The 18,697-nt window shown below is 71.7% G+C and carries 21 protein-coding genes; 7 read left to right on the top strand and 14 right to left on the bottom strand.

The window, feature by feature from the left end:
* Nucleotides 1-152 precede the first annotated feature (152 nt).
* From pheS to ACLF3M_RS05120, 6 genes are all read right to left on the bottom strand, one after another.
* The gene (gene pheS / locus ACLF3M_RS05145) at nt 153-1,238 is read right to left on the bottom strand and encodes a phenylalanine--tRNA ligase subunit alpha (protein ID WP_430655786.1); all 1,086 of its coding nucleotides are present in this window, start codon (nt 1,236-1,238) and stop codon (nt 153-155) included.
* Nucleotides 1,239-1,321: 83 nt separating this feature from the next.
* Nucleotides 1,322-1,687 carry a 50S ribosomal protein L20 gene (gene rplT / locus ACLF3M_RS05140; protein WP_430655785.1) on the bottom strand — a complete coding sequence of 122 codons (366 nt, stop codon included), beginning with the start codon at nt 1,685-1,687 and terminating at the stop codon, nt 1,322-1,324.
* A gap of 13 nt (nt 1,688-1,700) precedes the next feature.
* Nucleotides 1,701-1,907 (bottom strand): 50S ribosomal protein L35, encoded by a 207-nt coding sequence (gene rpmI, locus ACLF3M_RS05135; RefSeq protein WP_430655784.1) that lies wholly within the window; start codon nt 1,905-1,907, stop codon nt 1,701-1,703.
* A 180-nt stretch (nt 1,908-2,087) separates the two neighbouring features.
* Nucleotides 2,088-2,813: an NAD(P)H-dependent oxidoreductase gene (locus ACLF3M_RS05130; RefSeq protein WP_430655783.1), complete on the bottom strand. Its 726-nt coding sequence runs from the start codon at nt 2,811-2,813 to the stop codon at nt 2,088-2,090.
* A 3-nt stretch (nt 2,814-2,816) separates the two neighbouring features.
* Complete coding sequence (locus tag ACLF3M_RS05125; protein WP_430655782.1) at nt 2,817-3,761, bottom strand: DUF6282 family protein; 945 nt, start codon at nt 3,759-3,761, stop codon at nt 2,817-2,819.
* 11 nt (nt 3,762-3,772) lie between these two features.
* A complete protein-coding gene (locus tag ACLF3M_RS05120) occupies nt 3,773-4,759 on the bottom strand; it encodes a Bug family tripartite tricarboxylate transporter substrate binding protein (RefSeq protein ID WP_430655781.1) in 987 nt (328 codons plus the stop codon).
* Nucleotides 4,760-4,948: 189 nt separating this feature from the next.
* Between ACLF3M_RS05120 and ACLF3M_RS05115 the strand changes: the two genes are divergently transcribed.
* Nucleotides 4,949-5,725: an IclR family transcriptional regulator gene (locus ACLF3M_RS05115; protein WP_430655780.1), complete on the top strand. Its 777-nt coding sequence runs from the start codon at nt 4,949-4,951 to the stop codon at nt 5,723-5,725.
* A 9-nt stretch (nt 5,726-5,734) separates the two neighbouring features.
* Here ACLF3M_RS05115 and ACLF3M_RS05110 read toward each other — a convergent pair whose 3' ends face one another.
* Nucleotides 5,735-6,703, bottom strand: a complete 969-nt coding sequence (locus ACLF3M_RS05110) for an ATP-grasp domain-containing protein (RefSeq protein ID WP_430655779.1) — start codon at nt 6,701-6,703, stop codon at nt 5,735-5,737.
* A 213-nt stretch (nt 6,704-6,916) separates the two neighbouring features.
* Between ACLF3M_RS05110 and dapF the strand changes: the two genes are divergently transcribed.
* The 3 genes from dapF to ftsY all read left to right on the top strand — a co-directional run bounded on the left by dapF (nt 6,917) and on the right by ftsY (nt 10,228).
* Nucleotides 6,917-7,756, top strand: coding sequence for a diaminopimelate epimerase (gene dapF / locus ACLF3M_RS05105; RefSeq protein ID WP_430655778.1), 840 nt, complete (start codon nt 6,917-6,919; stop codon nt 7,754-7,756).
* Entirely contained in the window at nt 7,746-9,035 is a 1,290-nt protein-coding gene (gene mtaB, locus ACLF3M_RS05100) for a tRNA (N(6)-L-threonylcarbamoyladenosine(37)-C(2))-methylthiotransferase MtaB (protein WP_430655777.1), read from the top strand. Before dapF ends, mtaB begins: the two co-directional genes overlap by 11 nt.
* Nucleotides 9,036-9,259: 224 nt before the next feature.
* The gene (ftsY, locus tag ACLF3M_RS05095; RefSeq protein WP_430655826.1) at nt 9,260-10,228 is read left to right on the top strand and encodes a signal recognition particle-docking protein FtsY; all 969 of its coding nucleotides are present in this window, start codon (nt 9,260-9,262) and stop codon (nt 10,226-10,228) included.
* Between the two features lie 65 nt (nt 10,229-10,293).
* On the opposite strand, the gene ACLF3M_RS05090 is transcribed toward ftsY, so the two are convergent.
* Both ACLF3M_RS05090 and ACLF3M_RS05085 read right to left on the bottom strand, forming a co-directional pair.
* Nucleotides 10,294-10,599 carry a hypothetical protein gene (locus tag ACLF3M_RS05090; protein WP_430655776.1) on the bottom strand — a complete coding sequence of 102 codons (306 nt, stop codon included), beginning with the start codon at nt 10,597-10,599 and terminating at the stop codon, nt 10,294-10,296.
* 6 nt (nt 10,600-10,605) lie between these two features.
* Complete coding sequence (locus ACLF3M_RS05085; protein ID WP_430655775.1) at nt 10,606-10,890, bottom strand: hypothetical protein; 285 nt, start codon at nt 10,888-10,890, stop codon at nt 10,606-10,608.
* A gap of 166 nt (nt 10,891-11,056) precedes the next feature.
* Between ACLF3M_RS05085 and ACLF3M_RS05080 the strand changes: the two genes are divergently transcribed.
* The 3 genes from ACLF3M_RS05080 (at nt 11,057) to ACLF3M_RS05070 (ending at nt 14,299) form a co-directional block, all read left to right on the top strand.
* Nucleotides 11,057-12,985, top strand: coding sequence for a calcium-binding protein (locus ACLF3M_RS05080; protein WP_430655774.1), 1,929 nt, complete (start codon nt 11,057-11,059; stop codon nt 12,983-12,985).
* On the top strand, nt 12,982-13,428 hold the full coding sequence (locus ACLF3M_RS05075; RefSeq protein WP_430655773.1) for a M10 family metallopeptidase C-terminal domain-containing protein: 447 nt from the start codon (nt 12,982-12,984) through the stop codon (nt 13,426-13,428). Before ACLF3M_RS05080 ends, ACLF3M_RS05075 begins: the two co-directional genes overlap by 4 nt.
* Nucleotides 13,429-13,501: 73 nt before the next feature.
* Entirely contained in the window at nt 13,502-14,299 is a 798-nt protein-coding gene (locus tag ACLF3M_RS05070; RefSeq protein ID WP_430655772.1) for a creatininase family protein, read from the top strand.
* A 2-nt stretch (nt 14,300-14,301) separates the two neighbouring features.
* Here ACLF3M_RS05070 and ACLF3M_RS05065 read toward each other — a convergent pair whose 3' ends face one another.
* The 5 genes from ACLF3M_RS05065 to ACLF3M_RS05045 all read right to left on the bottom strand — a co-directional run bounded on the left by ACLF3M_RS05065 (nt 14,302) and on the right by ACLF3M_RS05045 (nt 18,674).
* On the bottom strand, nt 14,302-14,712 hold the full coding sequence (locus ACLF3M_RS05065; protein WP_430655771.1) for a hypothetical protein: 411 nt from the start codon (nt 14,710-14,712) through the stop codon (nt 14,302-14,304).
* Entirely contained in the window at nt 14,712-15,266 is a 555-nt protein-coding gene (locus ACLF3M_RS05060) for an NUDIX domain-containing protein (RefSeq protein ID WP_430655770.1), read from the bottom strand. Before ACLF3M_RS05060 ends, ACLF3M_RS05065 begins: the two co-directional genes overlap by 1 nt.
* Nucleotides 15,267-15,350: 84 nt before the next feature.
* Complete coding sequence (locus ACLF3M_RS05055) at nt 15,351-15,548, bottom strand: hypothetical protein (RefSeq protein WP_430655769.1); 198 nt, start codon at nt 15,546-15,548, stop codon at nt 15,351-15,353.
* Between the two features lie 247 nt (nt 15,549-15,795).
* Complete coding sequence (locus tag ACLF3M_RS05050; RefSeq protein ID WP_430655768.1) at nt 15,796-17,247, bottom strand: DUF1254 domain-containing protein; 1,452 nt, start codon at nt 17,245-17,247, stop codon at nt 15,796-15,798.
* A gap of 233 nt (nt 17,248-17,480) precedes the next feature.
* Nucleotides 17,481-18,674: a phosphoglycerate kinase gene (locus ACLF3M_RS05045; protein WP_430655767.1), complete on the bottom strand. Its 1,194-nt coding sequence runs from the start codon at nt 18,672-18,674 to the stop codon at nt 17,481-17,483.
* Nucleotides 18,675-18,697: the final 23 nt, after the last annotated feature.

Here is an 18,697-nt window from a genome sequence, read left to right as displayed (position 1 = left end):
CGTTCGGAGAAGGCGCGCGAAGCCCTCTCCACCCATAGGGGGGAGAGGGTTGGGTGAGGGGGGCATGGAAGGCGTGCGCGATCCAGGCGCCCCCCTCACCCCACGTCTCTCCCCCCTGAGGGGGGAGAGGGAGTCGAAGAACGAACCTCACGTCAGATACCCTCGTGCAGGCTGGCGGGCGCCAGCGGGTCGGCCGCGTAGTGCCGGAGCCAGCGCAGGTCGCATTCGTAGAACGGCCGCAGATCCGGCATGCCGTGCTTCAGCATGGTGATGCGCTCGATACCCATGCCGAAGGCGAAGCCCTGCCAATCCCGCGGGTCGAGGCCGCAATTCGCTAGCACCTTCGGGTGCACCATCCCGCTTCCCAGGATCTCCAGCCAGTCGCCGCCGCCGCCCAACTCGCCGGTCTTGCGGTTCCAGCCGATGTCCACCTCCATCGAGGGCTCGGTGAACGGGAAGTAGGACGACCTGAACCGCACCGGCAGGTCGGCGATGCCGAAGAAGGCGCGGAGGAAGTCGATCAGGCAGCCCTTGAGATGGCCGAGCGTGATCGCGCGGTCGATCACCAGCCCCTCGACCTGGTGGAACATGGGCGAATGCGTGGCGTCGTGGTCGGCGCGATAGGTGCGGCCCGGCGCGATGATGCGGATGGGCGGCGGCTCCGCCAGCATCGTGCGGATCTGCAGCGGGCTGGTCTGCGTGCGCAGCACCGTCCGGTGCCCGTTCGGCATCGTCCCGGGCAGATAGAAGGTGTCGTGGTCCTGCCGCGCGGGGTGGTGGTCCGGGATGTTGAGCGCGCCGAAATTGTGCCAGTCGCTCTCGATGTCCGGGCCTTCCACGACCCGAAAACCCATCGCGCCGAAGATCGCGGTCAGCTCCTCGATGGTGCGGCTGATCGGGTGGATGCCGCCATCGGAAGCCGTGCCCGGCGCGAAGGGGCGTGGGGGAAGCGAGACGTCCACGCGTTCCGCCTTCAGCCGCGCCTCGAGCTCGGCTTCCTCCAGCACCTTGCGCCGCGTCTCCAGCAGCGCCTCGATCTCCGCCTTCAGCCGGTTCAGCGCGGCGCCGCGTTCCTTGCGGGCCTCCGCCGGCACGGCGCCGAGCCCCTTCAGCAGCCCGGACAGGCTGCCCGACTTGCCCATCACGGCCACCCGCACCGCATCCAGCGCGCGGAGGTCCGCTGCTGCAGCCAGCGCGGCTTCCGTCTCGGCGCGGAGTGTCGTCAGGTCGTCTGACATCGTCTGCTCCAGATACGCAAAGGGCCGCCCCCTGCCGGGAGCGGCCCTCTTGTGTTCGATCAGCGCGAAGCCCGGAAGGGGCTTCAGGCCTGCGCGGGGAGGGCGCCCTTCGCCTTCTCGACGATGGCGGCAAACGACGCCGCGTCGTCGAAGGCGATCTCGGCCAGCACCTTGCGGTCCATCTCCACGCCCGCGGCCTTCAGCCCGGCGATGAAGCGGGAATAGGTCAGCCCGTGCTCGCGCACCGCCGCGTTGATCCGCTGGATCCAGAGGCCACGGAACTCGCGCTTCTTCGTGCGGCGGTCGCGATAGGCGTATTGCAGCGCCTTCTCGACCCGCTCGAGCGCGGGGCGGTAGGCGGTGGACGACCGGCCGACATAGCCCTTGGCGAGCTTGAGGACCTTCTTGTGGCGGGCGTGCTTCGTGACGCCCCGCTTGACGCGTGCCATGTCTCAGACCCCCTCAGCGATCCAGCCCGTAGGGCATCCACTGCTTCACCGTGTCGCCGTCCTGCTTGTCGAGGACGAACATGCCGCGGTTCTGGCGCTTCATGGTGGTGGTCTTGGCGGTCAGCATGTGGCGCTTGTTGCCGGCGCCGGCCTTGACCTTGCCGGAGGCGGTCAGTCGGAAGCGCTTCTTGACGCTCGACTTCGTCTTCATCTTGGACATTTGGCCCTCCTCGGGGTGAAGCGCCCCACCTTGCCCCCGGCCCGGAGGCCAGGACCGCACCATGCGGCAGGGACGCTGGTCCCGGCCGGGCATGTCCATGGGGCCACGGCGCGGGGAGCGCGGCCTATAGGGCCGCGGCGCCGGGCTGGCAAGCGCGGCCTGCACCCGGGGCGGGCCGCCTCAGCCGCCCGAGGCCCAGCCCCGGGCGGTCTCCACCGGCCGCAGGCTGTCCGGCCCGGCGACCGAGGGCCCGGCCGCCGCCTGCGCATCCAGCGCCGCCCCGACCCGCGCGCCCCAGGCCGCGAGGTAGCCGTCCCGCGTCCCCGCGTCCACGCGGGGCGCGGCATAGGCGACGAAGGGCTCCTCCACCGCCAGGCCCATGTATTCCAGCGTCAGCCGCCGGACAGGCCAGAGCACCCGCCCGATCTCGCCATAGGCGCCCGCGTCGGAGAAGCGCTCCGTCGTGCCGCCCGTGGTCACCCCCATCAGCGCCCGGCGGCCCTTCAGCAACCCGGTGTCGAAGCGCCGCCCGTCCACATAGGCGAAGCCATAGGCCAGCACCCGGTCGAACCAGCCCTTCAGGATCGCCGGCGGCGCACCCCACCAGATCGGGAATTGCAGGACCAGCAGATCGGCCCGCCGCAGCCGGTCCTGCTCCCGCGCGACATCGGCGGCGAAGGCGCCGTTGCGCGCCGCCAGGTCCTGCTCGGCCTGAAGGTGGAAGCGGGCGGGATCGGCGACGGTAGTCATGTCGCCGCGCCCGGCCACCGCGCCGAAGCCCTCGGCGCAGAGGTTGCTGACCTCCACGTCGTGCCCCGCCGCCCGGATCGCCGCGACCGCCGCCGCGGTCATGGCGGCATTGAAGGAGGTCGGCTCCGGGTGGGCGTGGACGATCAGCGCGTGCACGGGTCAGTGTCCCAGCACGCGCGCCACATCGGCCTCGAGGCCGAAGGCGCGCGCGGCATTGGTGCTCACCATCTGCCTGACCTGGCCGTCTTCGTAGCCCAGCCTGAGGCACAGCCGCACGCCGCGCCGCATGCCCTCCAGCGGGTGATAGGCGCCGACCTGGCCGAGGTCGGAGGCGATGATGGTCTGCCCCACACCCGCGGCCTCGATGAAGTCCGCGAGCTCCTCCTCCCGCCGTACCTTGAACTTCGATCCGTCGAGGAACATGCAGATGGAGTGCTCGACGAAGGCGCCCATCGCCGCGATGCCGCGCACGTCGTTCAGGCTGGCGTCCACGATCTCCTCGGGATGGGTGAATACCAGGCGCTTCACGCCGCGGAGCTGCGCCTCCTCAAAGACCTTCCAGGTCTCGGTGACGTGAAGGTGGCCGCTGGCCAGCGCCAGGTCGTTGCGCGCGACCACGTCCAGGATCTCCTTCACGTCGTCGCGCACGGCGCCGTTGGCGTCCAGCACCGGCACGGCGGAAGCGGGCCGGATCTTCTGGGTCGAGGCAGGATGGGCGTAGCCCGAGGTCTTCTCCCAACGCAGGTGGTTTTCGGCGGACAGCGTCGGCATGAAGACGATCTTCCCGCCCATCGCCGCGCAATGCTCGACGGCATAGGGGTTCATGCCGCCGATCACGTTGTTCAGCACGATGCAGGAATAGACTCGGGTCGTCAGATCGGGATGGTGCCTGGCGATCAGCGCCGCGGTCATCACGCCGCTGTAGTCGTGGTCCTTGGTGATCACCGCGGCGAAGCCGGCAGCCGACAGGTCGCGCGCAAGCTCCAGGTGGTCCACCGCGCGGGCGGCGATCGACGGCCCGGAATGGACATGCGGGTCGATCGCGCCGCGCAGGATGGCGTCGACGCGCGCGTCCAGAGCGGCGTCGAGATGGGTGTCCGGCATCGTCCTCGCCCTCACAGCTTCGGAATATTGGCCTCGGTCGCGATGCGCGACCAGAACGCGTTCTCCTGGGCCACGAAGTCGCGGAAGCCGGCCGGCGTGGTGGGCTGGGCCGGCGCCACGCCGAGCTCGAGCAGCTTGTCCCTGATCTCCGGCAGCGCGACCACCTTGGCGAGCTCGGCGTTCAGCCGCTCCACGATCGGACGCGGCGCGCCGGCGGGCAGCACGATGCCGTTCCAGGACCGCACGATGTAGCCGGGCACGCCGGCCTCCTCCGCGGTCGGCACGTCGGGCAGGCCGGGGAAGCGCGCGGGAGAGGCCAGCGCCAGGCCCCTCAGCCGCCCGCCCTGGATCTGCGGCAGCACCGGCGCCATCACCTCCGCCGCAAGCTGCACGTCGCCCGACGCCGTCGCGTTCAGCAGGTCCGGGGTGCTGCGGTAGGTCACGATCGTCATGTCGGTGCGCGTGAGCGAGCGGAAGAACTCCGCGCCGAGATGCTGGCCGTTGCCGACGGAAATGGAGCCGAGGTTCAGCGCGCCTGGCCGCGCGCGCGCGTCGGCGATGACGTCGCCGAGCGTGCGGTACGGCGCGTTGGCGCCAGTTGCCAGCACCAGGTCGAAGAAGGACATGGGCGAGACGAACTCGAAGTCCTTCATCATGTCGTACGGCAGGCGGCGATACATCGCGGCCGCGGTGGAATCGCTCGTCGTCAGCAGCAGCATCGTGTAGCCGTCGGCCGGCGCGCGGGCGACGGTCTCGGCGGCGACGATGCCGCCGGCCGAGGGCCGGTTCTCGATCACCACGGTCTGGCCGAGCGCGGTACCGAGCCTCTGGGCGACGAGCCGGGAGCTGAGGTCGCCGACGCCGCCGGGCGCGAAGCCGATGATCCAGCGGATGGGACGCGAGGGCCAGGACGGGCCTTGCGCGCGCGCCAGACGCGGCGCGGCGAGCGCGCCGGCGCTGGCGAGCAGCAGGCGGCGGGACAGGGTGACCTCGGCCATGGCGCTTCCTCCGTGTTACTGTCGTTCTCTCCCCGAGAACGACGTGCGCCTCCAGAGAACGCATCAGCCGCTTCCTAGTCAAGCGGAATCTCGCTGGCAAGAGAGAAGCGCAGGGATGTCAGGGTGTTATGGCTTGCCATGCCGGCTAGCGTGTGTTCTCCTGTCGGGAACAATGATTGGCGGACAGGTATGGCGGACGAGACCAAGGGTCGGCAGGGCGGCGTGCAGGCCGCGGATACCGTCCTCGGCGTGCTGGAAGCCGTGGCGCTGGCGGAGGAGCCGCTCGGCGTCACTCAGATCGCGACCCGGCTCGGCCTCGCAAAGGGCGCGACCTTCCGCCATCTCCGCACGCTGCTCGACCGCGGCTATCTCCTGCAGGACCCCGCCACCAGCCGCTTCCAGCTCGGCCCCAAGGTCGCTTTGCTGGGGCGCCTGGCGCCGGCGGGCACCGATCTCGCCGCCATCGTGCAGCCCGCCCTGCGGGAGGCGCGCGACGCTTCGGGGCTATCGGTGGTGATCAGCACGCCGACACCCTTCGGCGCCTTCGTGCTGGCGACGCTGCCGGGGACGAACGCGATCGACATCGGCGTGCGCGTCGGCAGCAGCCTGCCCGCCCATGCGAGCGCCCAGGGCAAGGTGCATCTCGCCTTCGGCCCCCCTGCCGCGCTCGAGCGCCTGCTGGCGGAGCCGCGCCCGCACCTGACGCCGCACACCATCACCGATGCTCGGGCATTGTCGACGGAGATCGCGCGGGTGCGCGCGCAGGGCTACGCGACGGCGCCGGAGGAAGCCCTTCTCGGCGTCAATGCGCTCGCCGCGCCGGTGCGCGACGGCCAGGGCCGCCTGGCCGGGTCCGTCGCGCTGGTCGGCTCAATCCAGCACATCACCCGGGAGCCCGAGGAGAAGCTCCTGCGGATCGTGCGGGATCTCGGCCAGCGCGCGACGCGGCTCGTCGCCGCGTCCTAGCGCAACCAGTCAGGCCGCCTTCGCCAGCCGGCTGTCCAGCAGCCTGTGCAGATGCGCCGCGATCGCGCCCATGCCCGTGCGCGCCCCCTCGCGCCCGGCCTTCCGCTCGGCGTCCGCGTTGTAGTTCGTATTGGTGTTCACGTCGTAGGCGAAGGTGCGGCCGTCGCGGTCGGTGATGAACTCGATGGCGCCGACGCCGATGCCGTTCGCCGTCAGGAAGGCCTCCATGCGCGGGATCAGCGGATGGCTGAAGCTCTCGACGATGCGGAATTTCTCGCCCGGGGCCACGGCCGGGCAGAACTCGCCCTCGCCGACCTGGCACGCATCGGCGGGGCAGAGCTCGAAGCCCTCCGAGGTGTCCACCCGCACCGCATAAAGGAACCTGCCGCCGACGAACTCGGCCCGCGTGATGAAGGGCTCCGGCGCCGCGACGTAGCGCTGCACCAGCCAGATGCCGTCGCGCGGCTGCGCATGGGGATCGGCGTCATGGGCCATCGCCTCCAGCGCCTGCGTCAGCCCGGCCTCGCTGTTGACCAGCCGGACGCCGAGGCCCTTGCCCGCGCGGTTGTGCTTCAGGATGACGGGGAAGCCGAGCTTCGCGGCGGCGTCAGGGATATGCTGTGTGCCGACCACGGCGATGGTCTCCGGCGTCGGGATGCCATGCGCGGCCAGCGCCTGGTACTGCGCGACCTTTGACAGCTCGAGCTGAAGCGCCCGGCGGCCGTTGACCACCGTGCGGCCATGCCGCTCCAGCCATTCGATGACTGCGCCCGCATATTCCGGCGCGAAGGTGTGGCCGCGGGTATGCGAGGAGGCCGACATCCGGTTGTAGAACACGCCCTCCGGCGGCGGCTGCGTCAGGTCGAGGATGCCGGTGTCGAGGAACAACTCCTCATGCGGCGCGCCGAGGCCTTCGAAAGCGGCGCGCAGCGGCACCACCCAGGCGTCGTTCTCATGGATGACATGGATGCGGGACATGGCTGTGAGCTTCCGTGGCTGCCCTGGACTTGGAAGAAGCATCTAGGAAGGGTGCCGCCGGAGCGCAAATGGGAGAAATTCTTCGCAGATACAGGGCAGCCGATGCAACGGGTCTCTCCAGCGGCGGGTCTGCGGGCCATGCGCCGTCTCCGCCCCCGACCGGCGCCGGCGCGGGTTCCGGCGTAGCTTCCCGCGCTCTATATGCCGGGGACCATGGTCGCTTTCCGCAAGATGCACGGGTTGGGCAACGACTTCGTCGTGCTGGACGGGCGCGAGACGCCACTTGCCGTGACGCCGGACGCCGCCCGCGGCATTGGCGACCGCCATTTCGGGATCGGCTTCGACCAGCTCATCGTCATGGAGCCCCCGCCCGCCGGCGCGCCAGGGGACGTTGATGTCTTCATGCGGATCCTCAACCCCGACGGCTCCGAGGCCGAGGCCTGCGGCAACGCCACGCGCTGCATCGCGTCCCTGGTGGCGGACCAGGCCGGCAGGGATCGCGTCGTCGTCCGCACCGTCGCCGGCGACCTGCCGGTGGAGCGCCTGGCCGGCGGCCTCTGGCGTGCCGACATGGGGCCCGCGCGGCTGGGCTGGCGCGACGTGCCGCTGGCCGAGGAATGCGACACGCTGCACGTCCCGCTCGCGCTCGGGCCGGTCTCCGACCCCGCGGCGTGCTCCATGGGCAACCCGCATGCGACCTTCTTCGTACCGGAGCTCGACGCCATTCCCGTCGCCGAAATCGGCCCGAAGCTCGAACGGCACCCGATCTTCCCCGAGCGCGCGAATATCGGCTTCGCGCAGGTGCTCTCGCCCGAGCGCATCCGGCTCGTGATGTGGGAGCGCGGCGCGGGCATGACGCTGGCCTGCGGCTCCGGCGCCTGTGCCACCATCGTCAACGCCGCCCGCCGCGGCCTGACCGGGCGGCGCGCGGCGGTGGAGCTGCCGGGCGGCACGCTGACGATGGAATGGCGGAATGACGGGCATGTCCTGATGACCGGCCCCGTCGCGACCTCCTTCACGGGCGAGCTCGACCTCGCGCGCTATGGCGCCTGACACCCTCACCTTCGGCTGCCGGCTCAACGCCTACGAGTCGGAGGCGATGCGCGACCTCGCCGCGCGCGCCGGACATGCCGATGCGCTGATCGTCAACACCTGCGCCGTGACCGCCGAGGCCGAGAGCCAGGCGCGCCAGGCCATCCGCCGCGCGGCGCGCGCCGATCCCGGCCGGCGCATCGTCGTGACGGGCTGCGCCGCGCAGATCGCGCCCGATCGCTGGGCCGGCCTGCCCGGCGTGGCGCGCGTGATCGGCAATCCCGACAAGCTCCGGCCCGGGACCTGGGCCGCGCTGGACCGGCCCGCGCAGGTCTCCGACGTGATGGCCGTGCGCGACGTCCCGGTGCCTCCCGTCGCCGACGTCGCGAGCCGCGCGCGTGCCCTCGTCCAGGTCCAGCAGGGCTGCGACCACCGATGCACCTTCTGCGTCATCCCCTTCGGCCGTGGGCCCTCGCGGTCCGTGCCGCCCGGCGTGGTGGCGGAGCAGGTGCGTACCCTGGTGGCGCGCGGCGTCAACGAGGTCGTGCTGACCGGCGTGGACATCGCGAGCTACGGCGCGCCGCGCCTCGGGGCGATGCTGCGCGGGCTGCTGGCCGCGGTCCCGGACCTCAGGCGCCTGCGGCTGTCGTCGCTCGATCCCGCGGGGATGGACGACGATCTCTGGCGCCTGGTCGCCGAGGAGCCGCGCTTCATGCCGCATCTGCATCTCTCGCTGCAGCACGGCGCGGACGTGATCCTGAAGCGGATGAGGCGGCGGCACCTGCGCGGCGACGCCATTGCCCTTTGTGAACGCGCGCGGCGCCTGCGGCCCGGCATCGCCTTGGGCGCCGACCTGATCGCAGGCTTCCCGACCGAGACCGCCGCGCATCACGCCGACAGCCTGGCGCTGGTCGAAGAATGCGGCCTGACCTGGCTGCACGTCTTCCCCTATTCCGAGCGCCCCGGCACGCCGGCCGCGCGCATGCCCGCCGTGCCGGTGCCGCTGCGCCGCGAACGCGCCGCCGCGCTGCGCGAGGCCGGCCGCCGCGCGGCGCGCCGCTTTCACGAAAGCCGCCTCGGCCGCACGGAGCAGGTGCTGATGGAAGGCAACGGCCGCGGCCATACCGAGCATTTCGCGCCGCTCCGCCCGCGCGGGGGCGATCTCCGGCCGGGCGACGGCTTCGCCGCGCCGGGCGACGCCTTCGCCGCGCCGGGCGACGCCTACCGCGCGCCGGGCGAACTGCGCGCTTTCCGCGTCGTTGGCCACGACGAGGACGGTCTCATCGGGGAAGTTGCGTAATGGCGCTGAAGGGCTTCTGGGACCGCCTGCGCGGCCGCGATGCGCCCGCCGAGCCGGAACCGCCGATCCCGCCGCCCGCCGTGCCGGTGCTGCCCGACGTGAACGCGCCGCCGCCCTACGACGCGACGCCGCCGATCGAGCTGCCGCCGGTCGCGCCCCTGCCGCCGCCGGAAGCGCCGCCGGCCGCGCTGCCGCGCGACGACGCGGCGGCCGAGCGCGAGGCGCTGGCCGGCACCGAGCCAGAGCCCGGGCCAGAGAGCGGGCCTGAGCCCAAGGGCGGTTGGTTCGCGCGCCTCAAGCAGGGCCTCTCGCGCTCCACCGCGCGGCTCACCGACGCCCTCACCACGGTCTTCCGCAAGCGCCGCCTGGACGACGAGGCGCTGGAGGAGCTCGAGGAGACGCTGATCGCCGCCGACCTCGGCGTCGCCGCCGCGCGGCGCATCGTGGACGACTTCCGCAAGACCCGCTTCGGCAAGGAAGTCACCGACGAGGAAGTCAAGGCCGCACTCGCGGACTCCATCGCCGAGATCCTCGGCCCTGTCGCGAAGCCGCTGGAGATCGTCGCCGCGCATGCCCCGCATGTCGTGCTCGTCGTCGGCGTCAACGGCACGGGCAAGACCACGACCATCGCCAAGCTCGGCCAGCAATATCGCCGCCAGGGCATGACGGTGATGTTCGCCGCCGGCGACACCTTCCGGGCCGCCGCGGTGGAGCAGTTGCAGATCTGGGGCGACCGCACGGGATGCCCGGTCGTGGCACCCGCGAAGATGGGCGCCGACGCCGCGGGGCTGGCGCATGACGCACTGACGCGCGCGAAGGACGAAGGGATGGACGTGCTGCTCATCGACACTGCCGGCCGCCTGCACAACAAGGCCGCGCTGATGGAGGAGCTGCGCAAGGTCGTGCGCGTCATCCGCCGCGTCGATCCCGCCGCGCCGCATTCCGTGCTGCTGACGCTCGATGCCACCACCGGCCAGAACGCGTTGAGCCAGGTGAAGGTCTTCCGCGAGATGGTGGAGGTCAACGGGCTCGCCGTCACGAAGCTCGACGGCAGCGCCAAGGGCGGCGTGGTCGTCGCGCTCGCGCAGGAATTCGGCCTGCCCGTGCACGTCGTCGGCGTCGGCGAGAAGGCCGACGACCTCCGCCCGTTCGAGGCGCGGGACTTCGCGCGGGGGCTCGTCGGGCTGGACTGAGGCGTCCCGATGACCGAAGCGGCGTCAGCCGCGGCGGTTTGAATCGGACCGCCCCTTCACCCCCCCTACATCCCCTTCAGGATGAAGAGCAGCACGATCAGCGCGAATATGCTGATCCCGACCGCCGCCGGCATCGCGACGATGCCGGCGAGAAAGGCGGCCGTCCCCGTCCGCCCGCGGTAGCGCAGCACGACCGACGCCACCACCATCAGCACGCCCGTGGCCAGCGCCGCCGCCCAGCCGAGCAGCCCCGGCAGGTCGTCGCTGCGCGTCGCCAGCGCATGCGGCAGCTGCGAGCCGATGCTCATCCCGACGACGGCGAGAGACGGCACGGCGATGAGGAGGAAGATCCGCCAGACCCAGAGGTTCATCATGGCTCACTGCCAGTGCGGAGGGTTGAGGAGCAGCACCACCAGCAGCAGCGCAGCGCAGACCGTCGGCACCGCGCCCAGCGAGAGCACCACCTTCGCCGCCCCGGGCTGCCCCCGCCCGTGCAGCACGAAGCCGAGCACGGGCGCGCCGCAGACGCTCGCCAGCAGCCCGAGCCAGAGGCCGAGGTTCAGGCCGGAGACGCTCCCGTCGGCCAGGCCTTCCAGGAAGAACCAGACCGCGACCAGCGCCGGCAGCGTCGCAAGGACGAGAAGCGTGCGATAGGCGATCATGCACGGAGCCTAGGCGCGCTTCGAGCGACTGCGGAAGCGTCTGATTGTATGGCCGAAACAGCCGAAACATTGTGTCGCGTGTTGCGCGCGCCGCCCGCATGATTCCGGGTATGCATCGACGCCCGCGTTCGGCAGACTGGCGACGCCGGACAGCTGGGTATCGATCATGGCGATCGTCACGGTCTCGACCTCGGCGCCGGGCGACTGGGCGCCGCTGCGCTTCCTCGGCCCGCTGCCGCTGACCTTCCTCGGCGGCGACGGCTCCACCATGGCCTTCGCGGTCGGCGGGGCGGACCCGCGCATCCTGGTGTTGAGCGGCAACAACCTGGCCGCGCTGACGCTCGGCACGGGGCTGCCGGGCTCCGGCACGATCACGGGTATAGAATGGCGGTCCGGCACGGCGGCGTCCTGGACGGTGGCGACGCCGCTGCCGGGGACGCTGCTGCACGCCGCGACGGGCCTGTCGCTGGCCGCGGGCGCCTTCGACTCCCTCGTCTTCAGCGGCGGCGACCTCGCCGTGCTGACGGCGGCGGGGAACGACGTGGCCAGCGGGGCGGGCGGGGCGGACCGGCTGTTCGGCGGCGCCGGCAATGACAGCATCGCCGGCGGCGGCGGCGCCGACCTGGTGGAAGGCGGCACCGGCAACGACACGCTGCTCGGCGAGGGCGGCAACGATGCGCTGTTCGGCCGCGCCGGCGACGACCTGCTCGATCCCGGCGCCGGGCGCGATGCCGTGCGGGGCGGGATCGGCAACGACACCATCCGCCTCTCCACCGCCGAGACCGCGGCGGGCTTCGGCGAGCTCTTCGACGGCGGCGCGGGGGAGGACATGCTCGCCGTCGCGGTCGCCGGCGGCACGCTGCTCGACATCGGCCGCGCGCAGGTCGCCGGCATCGAGGGCGTGCGCTTCGACACCGCCGCGCGGCTCGCCGTCTCCGCCGCCGCTCTTGGCGTGTTCGAGACGGTGCAGCTCGCCTACGACCCCGCCACGGCGGGCGGGCTGCTGCCAGGCTTCGTGCTGGCCGGCGCCGGGACCTTCATCCTGGGCGGCGTCGCCTTCGAGGGCCTGACGCCGGAGCGCGGCTTCGAATTCACGCTCGGCGACGCCGACGGCGCGGTCGTCTTCGGGCGGGAGGGCGCGCAGGAACCCGCCGACGACCGGATCATCGGAGGCGCCGGCGCGGCGACCGTCTTCGGCGCCGGCGGCGCCGACATCCTGACGGGCGGTGCCGGCAACGACCTGCTGGCCGGCGAGGAGGACGCCGACACCCTGGCCGGCGAGGCGGATGCGGACACGCTCGACGGCGGGGAAGGGGCGGACAGCCTGTCGGGCGGCGATGGTGACGATTCGCTGCTCGGCGGTGCCGAGGCGGACAGCCTCGATGGCGGCGCGGGCGCCAACACGCTCGATGGCGGCGACGCCGGCGACCGTCTGACCGGCGGCGCCGGCGCGGATTCCATCCTCGGCGGGCTCGGCGACGACCTGCTCCTCGGCCTTGGCGGCGCCGACACGCTGTCGGGCGGCGAGGGCAATGACAGCCTGTCCTCAGGCGGGACGGCGTCGCCGGCGGAGAAGGACGTGCTGCTCGGCGAGGCCGGGAACGACACGCTGGTCGGCTCCTCCGCCAAGGAGGCGATGGACGGCGGCGCGGGCAATGACAGCCTCTTCGCCGGCGACGGCAACGACACGCTGGTCGGGGGGGCCGACAACGACACCCTTGCCGGGGATCTCGGCCTCGACAGCCTTGCCGGCGACGCCGGCGCGGACAGCCTGTCCGGCGGCGCGGGCAACGACGTGCTGTCCGGCGGCGACGGCGCGGATCGCCTGGCCGGCGGCATCAACGCCGACACGCTGTCAGGCGGCGCGGCCGACGACGTGCTGGACGGCGAGGACGGCAATGACAGCCTGGATGGCGGTCCGGGCGCGGACACGCGCGGGGTGGCCTCGGCAACGACACCTTCGTCTACGACGCCGCGGACAGCGTCACGGATTCCGGCGGGGCCCGCGATGCCTGGCTGCTCGGCGGCGGCAGCTTCACCCTGGCGGCCCCCAGCACCCTGCGCGGCGCGCTCAACATCGAGGATGCGCGAATGACCGGCGCCGGGACGCTGGCCGGCAATGGCGGCGCCAACAGCCTGGCGGGATCCGGCGGGGCGGATTCCATTGCCGGCAATGCCGGGGCGGACACCCTCAATGGCGGGGCATCGGCCGATACGCTGTCGGGCGGCACCGGCAACGACGTCTTCGCCTTCTCGCCGAACGCGGGGCCGACGCTGTCCGGCGTGGACGTCGTGACGGACTTCGTCATCGGCGCCGACGTGATCAACGTCGCGGCCTTCGGCCCGTTGGGGGCGGGCAGCGCCTTCCTCGGCATCGGGTTCACATCGGGCCCGCTGTCGGGCCGCGTCACCGTCGTGCCCGTGGACGACGTCGTGGACTACACGGCCGTGCGGGGCTGGAGCTCGACGAACATCCTGCTCTTCGAGATCCATGTGCAGACCGTGGGCGCCTGGACCGCGGCGGACTTCGCGCTGTAGCGCGCGATCCCACCGGCTTCCGCGCCGCCGCGCCGCGCGCCATTCTCCCCGCGCCAGTCCAGGGAGAGGCGCGATGGTCGAGGTCCGGTGGGAACGCATGACGGCGGCGGAGCTTCGCGCCCTCGCCGCCGGGGACGCGGTGGTGGTGCTGCCCGTCGCGGCGATGGAGCAGCACGGGCCGCACCTGCCGGTGTGGACCGACAGCTTCATCGGCCACGCCGTCGCCATCGCCGGCGCCGAGCGGCTGGACGAGGGCGCGGCGGTGGTGCTGCCGCCGATGTGGATGGGGCTGTCGGAGCACCATTTCCCGTTCGGCGGCACGATCAGCCTGGACTACGCGACCTTCGCCGGCGTGCTGCGCTGCGTGGTCCGGTCGATCCGCGCCGACGGCTTCTCCCGCCTGTTCCTGTTGAACTCCCATGGCGGCAACATCGAGCCGATGGCGGTCGCCGCGCGCGAACTCGCGCATGAATTCGGCGTGCCGGTCTGCGGCACCACCATCACGAAGCTCGCGCCCGAGGCGATCCGCGCGAACCTCGCGACGCAGCCCGGCATCCAGCACGCCTGCGAGGGCGAGACGAGCCTCTGGCTGCATCTCGATCCCGCACAGGTCCGCCGGGACGAGGTCGCGCGCAGCGTCTCGCCTGCCGGCTTTTCCGCGGGCGACGCGGCGGTGACGCGCTTCTGGTCCTTCGCGGAGCGCGCGCCGGAGACGGGCGTGCGCGGCGATCCCCGCGCCGCCACGGCCGAGAAGGGCAGGGCGATGTTCGAGGCGATGGCAGACGGCCTCGCCGCGATGCTGCGCGATCCCGCGATCTGGCGGGCGCCCGATCCCGTGTGGTCGCCGGGCCGGGCGAACGGCCCGCGCTGATCCTATTCGAAGGGGATGCGCAGCCGCGCGCCTGGCACGAGGTTGTCGAAGGGGCGGTCCGGCGTGCCGCGGGGCTGCTCGTTGCCGAAGGTGACGCCCTGGCGGCGCTCCTGCGGCAGGATCAGCGGCTCGAAGCGCGGGGTAAGGTTGTTGGCGAAGCGGTCGCGCGGCGCCTCGATGTCGCGGTTGGGCATGGGGGCGGCGTCGCGCGGGCGATAGGGCGTCTGGCCATTCGGCACTAGGTTGATCGGCCCGTTCACCGTGGGCGGCAGCCGGGCCTGGGCGCCCGTGCCGAAGGGGCGCGCGGCCGCGGGCGGCGCCGGCCGGTCGGCCGGCCGGGGGGGCTGGCCCTGCGCCAGGACCGTCGCGGGCAACAGCCCGATCAGCGCCGGCAGGAGAAGCCGGGCGCGCATCACGCACCCCCCTGCAGGGGCCGGATGCCGCGGAGGTCGTCGGGCGGGTTGGACCGCGGCGGGCCGAGCGGGCCGGATCCCGCTTCCTTCCAGTGCCGCAGCACCCAATGGACCGAGGGGAAGGCCAGGAGGTCCCAGGGGATCTCGTCCCAGGCGAACAGCCGCACCTCGAGGCTCTCGGGGCCCGCGGCGAAGCCGGGGGTCGCCAGCCGGGCGCGGAACATCACCTGCACCTGGCCAATCCGCGCGATGGAATACATCGCCAGCATGCCGTCGAGCGCGATGTCGGCGCAGGCTTCCTCGCGGGCTTCGCGGCGGGCGGCTTCCTCGACGGTCTCGCCGAGCTCCATGTAGCCCGCGGGGATGGTCCAGAAGCCGTGGCGGGGCTCGATCGCGCGGCGGCAGAGCAGGATGCGGCCGTCCACCTCGACGACGGAGCCCGCGACGACCTTGGGGTTCTCGTAGGCGACGAAGCCGCAATCGGCACAGGTCAGGCGCTCGCGGTCCTCCCCTTCCGGGACGCGGCGCACGAAATTCGTGGTGGCGACGGACATGCGCCAAGGGTGGCGATTTGCCGCCCGCGCCGCAAGGCGCCCGTGATCACGGAAGGGCCGCGGAAGGTTCCGGCCGGGAGAGGCTCAGATGCGGAGGTCGAGCAGCGATCCGCGGGGCAGCGGCGCCGTCGGCTGCGCCGGCAGGCTGTCGAGGCGGCGCGGCGCTTCCGGCTGGGCCGGCGTCGTGGCCGATGGCGTTCCCGTGGTGGCGCGCGCCTGGGCCGGACCCTGGATCCGCGAGACCTCCGCCGTGAAGGCGGCGAGCGAGTTCATGCTGATCATGCGGAGCACGATAGGGCGAAGGTCTGAACGCCGGGTTAACCGGTTCGGCGGGTTGCGACGATCAGGGCCGATGGGGCGCACGCGGGAAGCATGCGTGGCCCTGCCGTCAACTGTCCAGCAACCAATGCTAGAAAAGCGGCACGGGTTGATGATTCAGAAACGCGGCGCGGAACGCGGAAGTCTCGTCTGGGCTGTTGGTGCGGGCATCGCGATGTCCGCACCAACCGGCTCGGCCCCGGGTGGGGACCTATCCGACGCGATCTACGAACGGCGGCAACCAGGTCAGGTTCAGGACGGAGCGGTTGGGCGGCTCCACCGGCCAGTAGAGGCGCATACACAGGATGAACCGCCCTTCCGGGGCAGGCAGCCAATTGGATTCCCTGTCGGCCCCGGGCGAGTCCTTCTGGACATGGAGGTCGATGGACCCGTCCGTATTCGCCTTCAGCTGGTTGCGCTCGCTGACGGTGTAGCGGTTCAGCGGGTTCGGGACGAAGAACCAGCCCTCGTCATACATGGTGAGCGACCAGAAACCGTTGGCCGGCGGCAGGTCGGCCCGGCTCGGGAAGCGGATGACGTACTTGTTCCGCCCGTCCAGCGGTCGGTTGTTCCTGTCGAGCATGGTGTAGGGATAGACCGCATCCCTTGGCTGGTTCGCCGGGATGCCGAAGGCGCAAAGCCATGCCCGCGCCAGGTAGTCCGTCGCGAAGCCGTAGTTGGCGGGATTGATGATCCAACCATTGCCGGGCGTGCCGGCCTCGCGCGTATGCGCGGCGATGCGCTCCCAGCCCGCCCTGCGCCCCCGCTCCATCGCGCGTGCGACCGGCGGCGGGATGCTCGCGACCTCGAGCGATCTGCCGGGCAGGATGCCGAGCTTTTCAAGCTTCAGCAGCATCGGCCCGTCTTCCGGCGCCGGCGGATTGGTCGTCATCAGCTCCGCCGTCAGCGAGAAGAAGGCCGGACCGTCCAGCGCATTCACGCTGTCGCGGACGGAGCGGCGCATGTCGATGTTCGGATCGACGCGTCCCGGCGGCGGCGTATAGGACCGGCCATAGGAGCTCAGCGGCACGAGCCTGAACTGGTCCTGCAGCGCCCAGACCGCCCGGAAATCCGCGGGCGTCCCCGACGAGTAGACCCGCCCCAGGATCCAGGCCGTCGCCGTGGGGCAAATGATCCGCCCGACCCCGTCGGGCAGCGTCCCGCGCCAGTTCGGCCCGGTGATGGCATAGGCCTGCGCCTTCTGCCCGGTCGTCCGTGAGCCCGGCGCTTCCGTCACCGGGACCCAGGCATTGTAGATATTCCAGACGTAGTAGCGGTCGCCCATGTCGGGCCAGGAGAGGACCCAGGGCTCCTCGCCGACGTTGACGAAGGCGTTGGCGTAGAGCGTGTCGGCGTTGGGCGCGGTGACGTCGCGGTACGCTGCGGTCGGATATTCGCGCAGCTTGGCGAACTGTCCCATCGGCGCGCGCGTGGTTTCCGCGCGCTCGACATTGGTGATGACCCTGCGGGACATCTCAACCGAGAGGAGCGAGTAGGCATAGACATACGCATCCGCCGCGATGGCCGCGAGTTCGTCTTCGCTGTGCGGACCCGACAGCGAGGCCGGCACGTCGCTCTGCGCCAGGGCGGGAGTACGGATGAGCGCCGCGGTCGAGAGGAGCAGGCTCGTGCCGGTCAAGGCGAGGCGTCGAGTGGCAGCCATGCTGGATCTCCCAATTCGATTGGATCGGTGCGAGCACAGGGCCCGCGCCGAGCTTACCATGGCTGGAACCAGCTGAAGCCGCGGCTGAATGCAGGACGCCGGAAATGGATACCGCTGAAAGACGAAGGCAAAGCCCGTTCCGGGTCGATCTTTTCGCAGAGCAGTCCGACCACCCGGGCCACCGCCGTAGAGGCTCGGTCGTGGTCGTCCCGCCTCGACGAGCGGGCAGCCCCTCAACCCTGCTCCAGCGCGGCGACCCCCGGCAGCACCTTGCCCTCCAGCCACTCCAGGAACGCGCCGCCCGCCGTCGAGACATAGGTCATGCGGTCAGCCACCCCCGCATGCTTCAGCGCCGCCACGGTGTCGCCGCCGCCCGCGATGGACTTCAGGGCGCCGGACGCCGTCAGCGACGCCACGGATTGCGCGACGCCGACCGTCGCGCTGTCGAAGGGCGGCGTCTCGAAGGCGCCGAAGGGGCCGTTCCAGACCAGCGTCGAGGCCTTGCGCAGCCGCGCCTCCACCAGGTCCACCGTGTCGGGGCCGACATCGAGCGCCATCATGTCCTCGGGCACGCGGTCCACGGCGACGGTCCGCGTCGACGGGTTCGGCGCGAACTCCGCCGCTACCACCAGGTCCACCGGCAGCAGGATCTCGCAGCCCGCGGCAGCGGCCTGTTCCAGGATCTGCCGCGCGGTGTCGTGCATCTCGGCTTCCTGCAGCGACCGGCCCATCGGATGGCCCTGCGCGGCGAGGAAGGTGTTTGCCATCGCGCCGCCGATCACCAGCACGTTGACCTTGCGCGTCAGGTTGCCCAGCAGGTCGAGCTTGGTGCTGACCTTGGCGCCGCCGACGATCGCGACCACCGGCCGCGCGGGATTGCCGAGCGCGGCATCCAGCGCCTTGAGCTCCGCCTCCATCAGCCGCCCGGCATAGGAAGGCAGCAGCTTAGCCACGCCCTCGGTGGACGCGTGCGCGCGATGGGCGGCGGAGAAGGCATCGTTGACGAAGACGTCGGCCAGCTTCGCCAGGCCCTGCGCGAGCGCCGGGTCGTTCTTCTCCTCGCCGGCGTGGAAGCGCGTGTTCTCGAGCAGCAGGACCTCGCCTTCCTGCAGCGCCGCGGCGGCGGCCTCGGCCTCGGGCCCGACGCAGTCATCGGCGAAGGCGACGGGGCGGTTCAGGCTGGCCGACAGCGCCTCGGCCATCGGCTTAAGCGACATCTCCGGCACGCGCCGGCCCTTGGGACGGTCGAAATGGCTGCAGATGATGATGCGGCCGCCCTTGTCCGCGAGTTCCCGGATGGTGGGGGACAGGCGCTCGATCCGGGTGCGGTCGGTGATGCGGCCGTCTTTGACCGGCACGTTCAGGTCGGCGCGGAGCAGCACGCGCTTGCCTCGGGGGTCCAGGGCATCAATGGTGCGGAACGCCATCGCTTCGATCCTGCCAGGGGGCG

Source organism: Falsiroseomonas sp. HW251 (assembly GCF_050563545.1).
GTDB lineage: Bacteria > Pseudomonadota > Alphaproteobacteria > Acetobacterales > Acetobacteraceae > Falsiroseomonas.
The sequence above is the reverse complement of the archived record's forward strand: the minus strand, read 5'-3'. Positions and strand labels throughout refer to the sequence as shown.